This is a genomic window from Halobacillus sp. B23F22_1, from assembly GCF_043497005.1.
GTDB lineage: Bacteria > Bacillota > Bacilli > Bacillales > Halobacillaceae > Halobacillus_A.
On record NZ_JBIEKE010000002.1, the window covers coordinates 1,159,782 to 1,172,904 of the forward strand.

Here is a 13,123-nt window from a genome sequence, read left to right on the forward strand (position 1 = left end):
ACTATTCCAAGGACTATCGACTTATCGCGCGTGTTCACCTGTAAATTCAGGAAGAGGGTCAGCAAAAGTCTCCCAATCTTCCTCCATTTCTCCTTCTGAAAGCAGACATTGGTCAAGCGTTTCTACAATTTCCTTCTGGTCCATTTCAATGCCAATGAATACAAGCTCGGTTAGACGATCCCCATAAGTGTCATCCCACCTGGTTCGTAATTCTGGATCTTCCGTTAAAATCTCATGTTGCTCAGATTCCGGAAGCTCCGCAACCCATTCTCCCGTTCCTTGAATCGATAACGAAGAGCCAGCCTGAGATAGCAAACCAGCTATGTCATTACGAGAAGCAAGCCAGAAAAACCCTTTGGCTCGTATAATAGGTGCGGGCCAGTTCTCAAGCCATGCCATGAATCGTTCAGGATGGAATGGCTTCTTCCTTCGGTAAACAAAAGAGCAGATGTTGTACTCGTCACTTTCAGGTACGTGCTCCTCGTTCAACTCTTTCATCCATCCAGCACCTTGACTTACTTTCTCAAAATCAAAACTCCCTGTGTTCAAAACTTCTTCAGGAGCTACTCGACTGAACTCACTTTCTACAATTCGTGCTTCGGGGTTGAGCTGTTGGAGAACAGCTTTTAATTTTTCACGATCTTCAGCCTTTACGAGATCAATTTTGTTTAGCACAATGACATTAGCAAATTCGATTTGATCCATTAATAGATCAATAACTTCTCTTGTATCTGTTTCATCAGCAGCTTGTTGACGGTCCAGCAACGTTTCCCCTGAAGCATAATCATCCCAGAAACGATTGGCATCTACGACGGTCACCATCGTATCTAAACGACAATTCTCACCTAAGTAAATACCCAGTTCTTCGTCCTCATAAGTAAAGCTTTGAGCTACAGGAATGGGTTCGGATATACCAGTTGATTCGATTAAAATATAATCGATGTCCATAGTCGCAAGCTTTTCAACTTCTCTGATTAAATCTTCTCGTAACGTGCAGCAAATACAGCCGTTCTGCAGCTCGACCAGTTTTTCTTCAGTACGTTTAAATCCTCCCTGTTTCACCATGCTGGCATCTATATTCACTTCACTCATGTCGTTGACTACAACAGCAATTTTCCAGTCGCTTTGATTGTAAAGCAAATGATTCAATAAGGTAGTCTTCCCTGACCCAAGATATCCGCTTAGTACGGTAACCGGTATTTTTGACTTCATAAAATGATCCTCCTACGCATGAACGATCCGTTCAGCTGCTTTCCTTCCACCGGCGATATTACGAGCGGCCGGTCCGATTTCAAGTTCGGCTAATGCTCCTGCAACAAATAAGCCTTCTCCCCATTCCAGTTTTTGATTAACGATGGGAAATCCGCATGGGGCACAGGGAAGGTCGTGCTTAACAATCGTTTTTTCTAACCATTCCTTCCCCGGCAGGCAGGGTTCGGCACCTGTTGCTAGAATAAGATTCTCTGTGTAAATAGCTGGACGATGCATCAATTTTAATTTGATCTCCTTGTTTTTATAAGCAGCTTCATTGATTTCATCTGTAATAATTGTTAATTTGCCTTTTTGCTCTAAAGTTTTCAGCTCACTGCGAAGTCCTTTTGTAATGGAGCCGCGATTCCTTGCTTCTTGTATTAAGTTACGGCGTTTTTGATAACATCTTGTTCGATGATATCGGTGTAAATACTTAGGTCCGAGCCACCCTGGGTCGCTGTCAAAACCCTCAACTCGAAACGAATGTCGTTTAATGAGATTCACTGGTTCAGAGGCTTTTTCGGCAAGTGATTTTGCCATATGAGCAGCGGTTATCCCGCCCCCTACAATCGTGATTCGACCTTGCTGAGTCTCCGCATTTTCACTAAAAATGTGATGCACTCGTGTTGGTTTATGACGTAAAAGATCAGCAGCCCAATCGGGATAATGAGGGTTGTTATTGACGCCAAGCGCAAGAATAACCCTCTCAGCTTCCACTACGTCCGCATGATCTATAGAAATCAGCCATTGCGCTGACTCTCTCTCCAAACCTGTAGCAAAACCCTGCCTCCAGCAATCCTGCACACCTTCACGATGGACCAAATCGTCACAATGCTGATTAAACATATCCAGCCGCGGGCGGCCATAGTAACCGAGAAATGCACCGGCGTAGTCATTATTTTTTGCATATTTTTTTAAGCTGTAAGGATCAGGATCAAGATGATGTACTGAAGGGGAGCGCAAATAGGACATTCCTACTCGTTTCGTGAGCGCCTTCCACTTTGTCATCGGCTGTTCAAATGGATCAATAATGAGCAGATCATTTTTATTCACTTTTTTGTAATGGAGAAGATGGGCGGCGATCATACTGCCTTGAATGCCTCCCCCGACAATCACCCATTGATACATCTTGCCACGCTCCTTTTACCAGCTGGATTTTTTCACACCAGGAATTTGGCCTTTGTGGGCATATTCACGGAAGGCAATGCGAGACATCTTAAACTTCCTCATGTAGCCGCGTGGGCGGCCGGTGACTTCACAACGACCTTGCAGACGAGTTGGAGATGAGTCACGCGGAAGTTTGCGTAAGGCTTCATAGTCACCTTTTGCTTTCAGTTCTTTTCGTCGTTCAGCATATTTAGCTACCATTTGCTGACGTTTTTTCTCTTTTGCGACCTTTGACTTTTTAGCCATGATCCATTCACTCTCCTTTTAATATTTGATTGAAAAAACACCTGCAGAACTGTAACGTTGGTTCATCTAACTCATCCCGTAAGTAGAACTAGATAAAGAGTAATCATTACGTTTTAAAAACGATCAAAAAAATATCTCTCGTTGGAAAGAAATGATCTTACGCCGTAAATAGTAATCATTACGCTTTAAAATTATAAGGGACATTATTAATTTTGTAAACCTATTTACTTCATTAAAAAAAGACGCCCTTAATTGAGCGTCCTTAACCCTGTTTGACTTCCTGGATAATCGACTGCCCAGTGGTCTGTTCCTCGTCCAGCCACCGCCACCTTTCGTGCAATTCTAATCTTCCATCCTCCACTATCATTGGAATGGATGTACACTGCCCGCCTCGAATTTCATCGTTTATGTTCACATGATTGTAGCGGAACTCCAGTGAATCATCAGGATACACTATGCCAATCAGCTTTCCCTTTACAATATCCCCTCCGCCATAATCCGCGTAAACGATATTGTCCTCCTGGTAGTAATGGAAATAGGTGCGTGAAGAGACTTCTCCACTTGCTGAGTTTTCAACTGACATAAACGTTCGATTATTGTAATTAATCATACAAAACTTCTCCTTTAGGACTCTCCATATGTTTCAACTTGTTCTAAATTATTTGGTTCCGTTTTCATAATTTTAAATCAAGGAAATAAGCCTGGCAAGACAAACTCACCAGGCTTTATGAATTATTTAATGATTTGAACTTTACGTATCATGCGTCCTTCAATTTCCAACACTTTAAACGTAAGGTTTAATCTTTCAAGTACTTCCCCTTCTTCAAGAAAATCATTGCATTCCTTCAGCAAGTACCCTGCAAGTACATCTTCTTCTTCAGGAATTTGGGTATCAAAAATTGAATTTAAGCGACGCAGCGTAATTTTACCGTCACAAATAATCTCTGTTTCCGTAACCTTTTCAACTAATGTGTCTGTTTCAAGATCCATCTCATCTTCTATCTCTAAGCCTATCATGGCTTCGATAATATCTTCGTGCGTGAGAATGCCTTCTGTTCCACCGTACTCATCTAAGACGATCGCCAAATGCTTTCTTTCTTTGGTCATTTTGCGGAATACATACTCTATCGTGTGAAACTCATACACGATTAAAGGGTCAAAATCGACAAACTCTTTAAATAGCTTGTCCTCTGTAGTTGACCAGGAGATCAAATATTTAGAGTGAAACACCGCAACAATATCGTCCATATCCTCATTGTAAACCGGGTATCGGGTAAACGGGTTATTAATGACCACATCGCGAACTTCTTCGAACGTGGCAAAACTTGGCAGCGCCACAATTTCCACGCGGGGCGTTTTCATGACATCCTTAACATTTAAGTTATAAAAATCAAGGGCTCCCTTAATACGAAAAGATTCCGTCTGATCAAATGTTCCTTCAGAATCTGCAATATCCACCATCGTACGTAATTCCTCTTTAGAAACCGACATTTCCTCGTCTTGATTTTTAGAAAGAGCTCGTGTAATGGCTCCCGTCAGCCAATTCAGCACAATCGTAATCGGCTTAAAAACAATGACAAAGAAACGAATAATAGGTGATACCATATAAGCTATTCGATCCGGAAAAGCGGCAGCCACAGACTTAGGTATGACTTCTGCAAAAATAATGATGACGATAGTTAAAATCGCTGAAGCCAGCCCGACGCTAAAACCATATTGAATTGCAATTGTCGTAACGAGTGTAGGTAAAAGAATGTTCGCTATATTGTTTCCTATTAATATGGTTGTGATAAACTCTTGAGGTCTGGACACTAAGTTTAAAAGCTTCTCTGCCTTTTTATTCTGTTGCCCAGCCTTCGTTTGAAGCCTCATTTTATTGGTTGCTGTTAAAGCTGTTTCACTTCCTGAGAAGAATAGTGAAACAAAGATTAATAATATGATCGCAATGATCACGTATGGCTTCCCCCTTTAGGAATTTCCCTATTAAAAAATACAGTATGTTCCTACTATAGAATATTTCCTATTCATAAGGAAGCGAAACGATAGTTTACCTTATTTACCGCTTTTTTTCGCTATACAAAAGATCTCAGCAAAATCATTGGTGATCTTTTTGTCAGGATTGATATGGACATCCCCCCTCATTCGGTTCAGCCCTCGCTCGTAGGCTTTATCATCTATTAAAGTTAATACCGAGATATCCCGATTTTCTGCGTAAGACAAGTAATCGGCCGTGCGTACATTTTCCATTCGATAACTGCTTTCGATCTTAACTTCGAATCCTCTTTCGGTAAGCTCATTAAATAGATCTTCGACTTGCCAGAAACGTTTTACATCTTCTTGGTAAGCTTCAGGGAAGTAGTGATAAACCCACCACTTCTTCATCATATATGGATTAATGTTGTGGATTTTAAAAACTCCTCCCTTTTTCAATACGCGCTTCACTTCATCTAAAGCCGTTTCCTTGTTTGTAAAATGGTGAAACGCATAATTGCTGCATATGTAATGAAAAACTTCATCTCTATAAGGCAGATTCTCAGCTAAAGCTTGAGTCAAGGAAACATCCTGCAGCTTTTCTTTCGCTTTATGCAGCATTTCATCTGACGCATCTGCTCCATACCACTTGATTGGCTGCTTCTGAAAATAACGTTTCTGATGATTTAAATAGATGCCTGTACCACAAGCCAGGTCCAAGACGTGAAGTGGTGCCACATTTGTTTGATCCTTTACAAATGATTTTAAAGTATGATCTACTCCTATTTCTTCATGTCTAAAAGAATTATAGTCGTAAACGTCTGCAATCTTTGAAAAGTCGGCAGGTTTCATAAAGACCTCCTTAGTTAAGCTAATTTTCTGAATTATAACAAATTTCATGGTACCATAAATAGAAGTATCTTCATTCCCATTACAAAACTAAGGAGCAACTTCATTGATTCAATCTAAACCCCTTCTTTTACTTTGCATTTTCTTATTTTTTAGTAACTCGATTATAACTTTAATTATTAGTTATTTGCCTGTTTATTTTGATGATAAAGGCTTTACAGGTTCCGAGATCGGCTTCTTACTAGCCATCGGTCCTTTCATTGGGTTATTCTCGCAGCCGATGTGGGGCTATTTTAGCGATAAATATAAAACAGTTAAAAAAACGCTCCTTTTATGTTTGTCAGGCTTGCTGATAAGCAGTTTATTTTTATTTAAGATGAATTCGTTTACGTCATTAATTGTGATTGGTGCATTCTTTTTTCTCTTTATGTCTGCTCTTGGAGGACTGGGTGATAATCTTGCCAAGAAAACATCCATCCAGAGGGGCATTCCTTTTGGAAAAATTCGCATGTGGGGATCCGTAGGTTTTGCCTGTACGTCGTTAATCAGTGGTAAAATACTCTCGATCATCGGCATCGAAAATCTGTTATATCCTTTTCTTATCGTCGTTACGTTAACGATTCTCGTCGGATTCACCTTAAGGGATGCATCCATCAGCAGTAAACCGGTAGCCTTTACCGATGCGGCAAAACTCATATTTAACAAAAAATTGGCCACCTTTCTACTCATCGTACTATTTGTAACAACGACACATCGTACAAATGATAACTTTATAGGCATGTATGTAAAAGAAATCGGCGGCGACGCTAGTTTAATTGGATGGGTATGGTTCATCGGGGTCATGAGCGAAGCATTTGTCTTTGCTTTTAGTGCTCTTTGGTTTAGACGGTTTCAGCCACTTACGTTCATTATTTTTGCAAGCTTACTGTACGGCTTCCGCTGGCTATTAATGTCGGCTGCGTCACAGCCATTTGAAATCTTGATCCTTCAAGTGACTCATGGCATCTGTTTTGCGGTGATTTATGTTGCCTCGTTAGAGTTTTTAAGTGATATCGTTCCAAATGAATTGCAGTCGACAGGTCATCTGCTGTTTTTAAGTGTAAGCTTTGGTCTCTCTGGAATTATTGGAGCTTTATTTGGTGGATTTACTATCGACACGTTTGGCGGTTCAGTGCTTTATCAGTGGCTGGGCTATATTGCGCTCATAGGATCTATTGGACTTATCGCCTTCCGCTTCATTTACCGTCTGGCTCCTCAAAAACAAGTTTATCAATAGAGGAATATCACTTTAGGAACTAGAGAAGCATTAACAACAGCGGGCTGCCGTTCCTTTTTGAGCCACTGAAAAAGCCATCGTCTCACCGTTTTGCTTGCGGTGAGACGATGGCTTTATACGATAGACTTTACCTGTAACGCTTGTTTTACATCAACGTAATCCATTTGATGAGCAAGGGCTACTTCTTTATACGTGACACTTCCATTTACTACATTAATACCCTTTAATAAAGCCTCATCCTCTATACATGCTTTCTCGTAACCCTTGTCAGCCATTTGACTTGTATAAGGCATTGTAACGTTCGTTAAAGCAATGGTAGAAGTTTTCGGAACAGCACCCGGCATATTTCCTACGGCATAATGCACCACCCCGTGTTTCACATAAGTCGGGGCGTCGTGAGTTGTCACCTGGTCTACCGTTTCGACAATCCCCCCTTGATCCACTGCGACGTCAACGATCACCGAACCCTCTTTCATAGAACGTACCATACCTTCACTTACAAGCTTAGGTGCCTTAGCTCCAGGAATAAGTACGGCTCCAATGACGAGGTCGGACTCCCGCACGGCTTCCTCTACATTTAAAGGATTCGACATTAAAGTGTTTACAGACGTTCCGAACAAATCGTCTAATTGACGAAGACGGTCAGGATTGAGATCGAGAATGTTCACGTCTGCTCCTAAACCAATCGCAATTTTCACGGCATTGGTTCCTACAACACCTCCGCCGATCACCGTCACTTTCCCTCTTTTTACCCCGGGCACGCCGCCAAGCAGCACACCTTTACCCCCTTTAGGTTTCTCAAGAAACTGCGCTCCAATTTGGGTAGCCATGCGTCCAGCTACTTCGCTCATAGGAGTGAGCAGTGGCAGCATGCCATTTTGCAGCTGAACCGTTTCGTAAGCAATGGCGGTTACATTTTTTTCTACAAGGGCCTTCGTTAAATCCTTTTCAGCCGCTAAATGGAGATAGGCAAATAAAATTAAGCCGTCGTAAAAGAATTTGTATTCTTCAGCGAGTGGTTCCTTTACTTTAATGACCATTTCCTGCGCCCAAGCCTCCGCTGCAGTTCCTACGATTCTGGCACCCATGACCTCATATTGCTCATCCGAAAATCCGGAATGGGTGCCCGCTGTGGCTTCAATAAAAACTTCGTGCCCTTCGTTCGTAAGGCTCAATACTCCAGCGGGTGTGATAGCGACGCGGTTTTCACTATTTTTTATTTCTTTAGGAATGCCTATTCGCATGGATATCACCTCCAGGGACATGTTGCAGCTTATAACTGTTTAATTCCATCAACCAACGTATTGATTAACAAAATGAGATCTTCTTCTTCAATCGATAAAGGCGGAGCAATCGTGAGAACGTTATTAAATCCAGCCACAGTCATACCGTTTTTTCCGATAAGAATGCCTTTTTTCTTACAGTACGCAATGACACTGTTCACTTTACTTCCTTCAAGCGGGGCTTTGGTTGCTTTGTCTTCTACTAACTCAATGCCAATCAGCAGTCCTTTTCCTCGAACGTTACCTACATTCTCATGGTTCTGGAAACGATCTGTAAACTCCTGCCTTATCCTTTCTCCCAGTTCCCTGGAGCGCTCAAATAGTTTTTCTTTTTCCAAAATCTCAATGTTCTTTAAAGCTAAGGCACATGCTGCGGGGTTGCCTCCAAACGTGTTGACGTGACGGAAGAAGTCATATTGTTCCTCACCTGTAAAGGCTTCATAAATCTCCCGCTTCACTGCTGTAGCGGATAAAGGTAAATAAGCACTCGTAATGCCTTTAGCCATTGTCACTATATCCGGCTTCACCCCATAGTTCATAAACCCAAACGGTTTCCCTGTTCTCCCAAAACCGCAAATGACTTCATCTGCAATCAGCAGGGCTCCATGACGCTGACAGATTTCTTGAACTTCCGCCATATATTTTTCTGGAGGAACAATCACGCCTCCACCTGTAATAATCGGCTCCATGATCATTCCGGCGATCGTATCGCTCATCTCCCACGTCATTACTTGGTCAATTGGCTCAGCGCCCCATCTGTCTTTTTCGCTATGATCGTTTCGATATGTATCTGGCGGAGAGACATGAAGGAACCCTGTTCCTAATGGTTCATATTTGTACTTCCGTTCAGCCTGGCCGGTAGCTGCCAGAGCTCCTGTAGAATTTCCGTGGTAGGCACGGTACCTGGAAACGAATTTATAGCGGTGTAGATCACCGTTTTGCTGATGGTATTGTCTAGCAATTTTAAAAGCTGCTTCGTTTGCTTCAGATCCACTGTTTGAAAAGAATACAACATAATCGCCGCCTAAAAGCTCACTCACTTTTTCACTTAATTGAATGGCAGGTTCATGGCTTTGCGTTAACGGCATATAAGATAATTCTTTTAACTGTTCATAAGCTGCTTCTGCTAATTCTTCTCTTCCATAGCCGACGTTAACACACCACAACCCGGACATTGCGTCTAAATAATGGTTTCCATCTATATCAGTAATCCAGGAACCTTTTGCACTTTTTGCCACCATTGTAGCCTCAGGTGTGTAAGGCTTCATTGAATGCCATACATACTTCTCATCTTTTGCAAGTACGTCTTGAGTCACTTGAGCTTTTGTCAACGGAGCTCCCCCCTCATAGTAATTAAAATAATTGTTAGAATTATCTTAATTATCTAATATCAGACGGATATTATCATTAGACATACTGTCAAACAAATCACTTTAAACATTCACATAATGACTACAAATATATTCCATTCGATGCTTCTCATAAAAAAAGCCTGCCCGGAAAGGACAGACATTACTTTTTTATTGTTTTTTGATACTCGTGAGCTAGGAGGGTAAATTCAATTACTTGTCTTTTCTCCGCTTCCATAAAATCTTTGCCTAACAGCTGCTCCAGCTTTTCTAAACGATGGTACAGCGTCTGACGGACGACGAAAATCTTTTTAGCTGTTTCTTTTTTGGAACCATTAGATTCTAAATATACTTTTAAGGTTTGAAGCAAGTTCGTATTATTTTTCTGATCATATTCAATGATGGGTTCCAAATACTCATTTATAAGGCTGTTTAAATCACTATGCTTATGTACAATAGAGATTAATCGATACATATGCATATCTTCATAGAAATATTTAGACTGCCCGGACGGGACTTTCCCTTGAATCGATAACGTTTCTTTCGCCGTATTAAAGCTTTTATGAAGCTCATCCAGACGCCTTACATACTTGCCCCCTGCGATTTGAAAAGAAGAAACATGAGCATCTTCCAATATCCTTTCCAGCCTTTCGATACCTTTGGCCGTTCGGCTTTTCCAATCTATTTCGCTTTCTTTATTTAAGAGAATAAACGTAAGGAGGTGACGCTTCTCTACTGGAAAAACAAAATATCCATTTTGATCAAATACATTTTGGATCAACATATTTAAGTAAGTCACGTCTGTATGTAAAGGTTCATTCTTCTCCGTTTTTATTTTAACAATAAGTACAATGGCTCCTGAGAGGGCACCGTTCATTTTGTAAACAGTAAGGTGCTCATTAATTTCATCGAGGCTGTGGACGCCTTGCAGCCATTCGAGCATCCACTCCGTTTCTTCCGCTTTCCGTTTTTCTTCCGTGTAAAGTTCACGCAGCGAATATTGAGCTAAAGCTGTAGCTGTGCGATCTAATAAAAGAGATTCAAACTCACCAAAGTCTCTCTCATTAGACAGCAAGTAAATAGTAGCAAATTCTCTTTCAAACACTTGAACCGTCTGCTTTAAAATTTTTTTAGTGTTGGCTGGTTTAACCTCTTCAACAGCAGCTTTCAATTGTTCCCGTTCTGTCTCTTTTACAGTTGGTATCGTTACTACCTGATGATCATTCGGTATATAAACGAGCTGGCAGTTTAAATATTGCTGTAAGTATTTAAGAATTTCAAAAGAGTTGTCAATCGAGAGCAGCTTTTTATTTAATCGCTGCGAGTAATCTTCTAAATTTGTAATGAGCTCGTACTGTTGATTAATTAAGTCTGAATGAATATCCTGCGTGATTTCTACAAAAGATACTTCCTCTTCAAACGTAATGATGGGAAAATCATGTTTATTGGCCAAAGCAATGGCTGCCTCAGGAATCTTGTGAATGAAACTTCCTAGTTCAATGCATAGGCCGGCTACGTTTCTTTCAATCAATTGCTCTAATAACGAAAGGAAAAGCTCATCGTTTTCTTTCCAGCCAAACCCAGTGGACAGGACGAGTTCTCCGCCTTTTAAATTTTCTCTAACCTCAGTAATTTCAAATACGTGAACCCACTTGACCAGGCGGTCCAGTCCTTTGTTTCCTGCTACGACGCTGGCGCATTTAAAATGGTCTCTCCCTAAAATGGTATGTATTGAAAAAGCAAAGTGACTCTTCATAGAATGACCCCTTATTCAAAGGTACTATAATTATTCAGAAAAATCTATGAAATATGAAGGAGCATTCAAGACCACATGAAAAAGAGACGGCGGTTCCCGTCTCTTCTTTCCTATTGTTATAAATTTTTTTATTTCAGCTGTTTCTGCTGTTGAAAGAGAATTGTAGAAAAATATTTTCGCGAGTCTGGATGCAGAACTTGAAGTCTCTCCTTCTCTTCTTTTTTTGGGTCATTTCCTTCATAGGTGAATTCAATAAATGCCCCGCTTAGATTCTCAGTCACAGCCGTCATGACGTATCCCTGTTCTAGCAAAAAATCGATCTTTTCTCTTTCTAATGCAAATTCCCGATAAGATGACATGCTCATCCTCCTTCACCCTAATCAGATTAGGCGTCGATTTTCGTCGGACCTGATTCTGTGCCCGTTTTCTTACCCAGTCTTTCTTCTACAAAAGCTTCTCCAATTTCCCAGTCACGACCCACCGTAATGCCGAGGTATTCGTTGTCATCAGGATTTTCAATCTCCGCCTGTACATACTTTTTAAAATACCAGTACTTAGCCAGAAAGTAATAACAGACCGCTCCTACGAGAAACCCAACAAAGAAAGAGTAGTTACTGAAGGTGTAAGCTGCAATACTTCCTATTACCCAGGAAATCATTCCGGCCCAGTTTACTCCACCTTGATAAGAGAACTGACCTTCTTTTTTATACAGATCATAAACATTCATCCTTCTTTTACGCAACAAATAATAATCGGCAAAAATAATTCCTACAATTACGGAAAGAATAGCTGCGGCCACGAGAAGGACCGGAATTAACAGGTTGAATACACTCCACGGCTGAATGACCGTGCCAACCAATCCTGCAATAAAAACTCCGCCCCAGAACGGAAGCTTTGGTCCTCCTACATTAGAGAAAATGGTAGCAGCCGGTACGATATTTGCAGAGACGTTCGTAGACCATTGAGCCAGTACAATCATCAGCAGCAGCACTCCTAATACAATTCCACTGGCTGCTTCCTGCAAAGCGACCACAGGATCATAATTGGCTACCGAAATATATGACACTGCACCAAGCACAACGATAAAGGTTTGCGTAAGGGGTAGAGCAATTAAACTTCCTACCATAGCCCCTTTATTTCGCTTAAACCAGTTTCTTTCAAACTTAGGAGCTTTGATGAACCGTGAAATAGAAGAAACGTCTGCAGCCAATGTTGCCCAAAATCCCATATTACTAACCACTACAACAACAAACGCTGTGAACGCCGCGCCACCTGTGACCGGGCTCTCCACCCATGACCAAATATCTCTTCCGGCTTCAGTGGCTGACCCCGCTAGCGTGTAGTACATCCATATTCCAATCAGGATAATAACGGGAGCGGCTAAGTCAGCAAATTTTTCTACCGCTTTAATTCCTAAAGCCGTGTTTATTAATTGAAATAAAGCGAATATGATATAGCAAGTGATCCAGCTGTCGAATCCAAATAAAATATTTAATATACCGTTCATCGCAGTCGAACCAAAATAAGTATTAATCCCAAACCACATGGAAGCTGCTACCCCTCTGACGACAGAAGGAAAGTGAGTACCTAACGTCCCAAAAGGAGCCCTCATATAAACAGGAAAGGATATCCCATGTTCAATTCCAATATCAGCAGTCATCGTAATGGCAAGTCCAATAAGTATCGTACCTAACAATGTTCCTAAAACAACGGCCATCAGAGAAATTGACTGAACACCAGCGCCGCCAATAGCAAAAGCTGCTAAAACGACCGCCATACCTACCCACATAAACGAAAAACCAAGCGTACTAATTTTCTTTTCACGATGAGGAATTGGCATTAGATCGGGCGACATTAAATGCTGATCTTTTTTGTCCATGTACTGGAATCCTCCTAATTATTACCTATAAATTTTTATAAACTGCTTGGCTTTTTCGATAAGCCAAGCAGTTTTTTCTATTTTAAGGATCTTTAA

General features: G+C 41.1%; 12 protein-coding genes. 1 reads left to right on the forward strand and 11 read right to left on the reverse strand.

Annotated elements, in window-relative coordinates; translation table 11 throughout:
* Positions 1 to 21: 21 nt before the first annotated feature.
* The 6 genes from ACGTNH_RS13700 to ACGTNH_RS13725 all read right to left on the reverse strand — a co-directional run bounded on the left by ACGTNH_RS13700 (position 22) and on the right by ACGTNH_RS13725 (position 5,487).
* Complete coding sequence (locus ACGTNH_RS13700) at positions 22 to 1,212, reverse strand: GTP-binding protein (protein ID WP_394587439.1); 1,191 nt, start codon at positions 1,210 to 1,212, stop codon at positions 22 to 24.
* 12 nt (positions 1,213 to 1,224) lie between these two features.
* Positions 1,225 to 2,379, reverse strand: a complete 1,155-nt coding sequence (locus ACGTNH_RS13705; RefSeq protein WP_394587440.1) for an FAD/NAD(P)-binding protein — start codon at positions 2,377 to 2,379, stop codon at positions 1,225 to 1,227.
* Between the two features lie 15 nt (positions 2,380 to 2,394).
* Positions 2,395 to 2,664: a 30S ribosomal protein S14 gene (gene rpsN, locus ACGTNH_RS13710; RefSeq protein WP_394587441.1), complete on the reverse strand. Its 270-nt coding sequence runs from the start codon at positions 2,662 to 2,664 to the stop codon at positions 2,395 to 2,397.
* A 262-nt stretch (positions 2,665 to 2,926) separates the two neighbouring features.
* Positions 2,927 to 3,274: an avidin-fold protein gene (locus tag ACGTNH_RS13715; RefSeq protein WP_394587442.1), complete on the reverse strand. Its 348-nt coding sequence runs from the start codon at positions 3,272 to 3,274 to the stop codon at positions 2,927 to 2,929.
* Between the two features lie 122 nt (positions 3,275 to 3,396).
* Positions 3,397 to 4,617 carry a hemolysin family protein gene (locus tag ACGTNH_RS13720; RefSeq protein WP_394587443.1) on the reverse strand — a complete coding sequence of 407 codons (1,221 nt, stop codon included), beginning with the start codon at positions 4,615 to 4,617 and terminating at the stop codon, positions 3,397 to 3,399.
* Positions 4,618 to 4,716: 99 nt separating this feature from the next.
* Complete coding sequence (locus ACGTNH_RS13725) at positions 4,717 to 5,487, reverse strand: class I SAM-dependent methyltransferase (RefSeq protein WP_394587444.1); 771 nt, start codon at positions 5,485 to 5,487, stop codon at positions 4,717 to 4,719.
* Between the two features lie 103 nt (positions 5,488 to 5,590).
* On the opposite strand from ACGTNH_RS13725, the gene ACGTNH_RS13730 reads away from it, so the two are divergent.
* The gene (locus ACGTNH_RS13730; protein WP_394587445.1) at positions 5,591 to 6,760 is read left to right on the forward strand and encodes an MFS transporter; all 1,170 of its coding nucleotides are present in this window, start codon (positions 5,591 to 5,593) and stop codon (positions 6,758 to 6,760) included.
* Between the two features lie 113 nt (positions 6,761 to 6,873).
* Here the strand turns inward: ACGTNH_RS13730 and ald are convergent, their stop codons facing one another.
* From ald to ACGTNH_RS13755, 5 genes are all read right to left on the reverse strand, one after another.
* The gene (gene ald / locus ACGTNH_RS13735; protein ID WP_394587446.1) at positions 6,874 to 8,004 is read right to left on the reverse strand and encodes an alanine dehydrogenase; all 1,131 of its coding nucleotides are present in this window, start codon (positions 8,002 to 8,004) and stop codon (positions 6,874 to 6,876) included.
* A gap of 29 nt (positions 8,005 to 8,033) precedes the next feature.
* Positions 8,034 to 9,374, reverse strand: a complete 1,341-nt coding sequence (locus tag ACGTNH_RS13740; protein WP_394587447.1) for an aspartate aminotransferase family protein — start codon at positions 9,372 to 9,374, stop codon at positions 8,034 to 8,036.
* 181 nt (positions 9,375 to 9,555) lie between these two features.
* Positions 9,556 to 11,148: a PucR family transcriptional regulator gene (locus ACGTNH_RS13745; protein ID WP_394587448.1), complete on the reverse strand. Its 1,593-nt coding sequence runs from the start codon at positions 11,146 to 11,148 to the stop codon at positions 9,556 to 9,558.
* Positions 11,149 to 11,276: 128 nt separating this feature from the next.
* The gene (locus ACGTNH_RS13750; RefSeq protein WP_394587449.1) at positions 11,277 to 11,507 is read right to left on the reverse strand and encodes a hypothetical protein; all 231 of its coding nucleotides are present in this window, start codon (positions 11,505 to 11,507) and stop codon (positions 11,277 to 11,279) included.
* 26 nt (positions 11,508 to 11,533) lie between these two features.
* Positions 11,534 to 13,027: an NCS1 family transporter gene (locus ACGTNH_RS13755; protein WP_394587450.1), complete on the reverse strand. Its 1,494-nt coding sequence runs from the start codon at positions 13,025 to 13,027 to the stop codon at positions 11,534 to 11,536.
* Positions 13,028 to 13,123 lie beyond the last annotated feature (96 nt).

Excerpts from the sequence above, each read along its gene's own strand:
- ald (WP_394587446.1), bottom strand. The coding sequence starts at position 8,004 with ATGCGAATAGGCATTCCTAAAGAAATAAAAAATAGTGAAAACCGCGTC.
- rpsN (WP_394587441.1), bottom strand. The coding sequence starts at position 2,664 with ATGGCTAAAAAGTCAAAGGTCGCAAAAGAGAAAAAACGTCAGCAAATG.
- ACGTNH_RS13755 (WP_394587450.1), bottom strand. The coding sequence starts at position 13,027 with ATGGACAAAAAAGATCAGCATTTAATGTCGCCCGATCTAATGCCAATT.
- ACGTNH_RS13715 (WP_394587442.1), bottom strand. The coding sequence starts at position 3,274 with ATGATTAATTACAATAATCGAACGTTTATGTCAGTTGAAAACTCAGCA.
- ACGTNH_RS13750 (WP_394587449.1), bottom strand. The coding sequence starts at position 11,507 with ATGTCATCTTATCGGGAATTTGCATTAGAAAGAGAAAAGATCGATTTT.
- ACGTNH_RS13700 (WP_394587439.1), bottom strand. The coding sequence starts at position 1,212 with ATGAAGTCAAAAATACCGGTTACCGTACTAAGCGGATATCTTGGGTCA.
- ACGTNH_RS13705 (WP_394587440.1), bottom strand. The coding sequence starts at position 2,379 with ATGTATCAATGGGTGATTGTCGGGGGAGGCATTCAAGGCAGTATGATC.
- ACGTNH_RS13745 (WP_394587448.1), bottom strand. The coding sequence starts at position 11,148 with ATGAAGAGTCACTTTGCTTTTTCAATACATACCATTTTAGGGAGAGAC.
- ACGTNH_RS13725 (WP_394587444.1), bottom strand. The coding sequence starts at position 5,487 with ATGAAACCTGCCGACTTTTCAAAGATTGCAGACGTTTACGACTATAAT.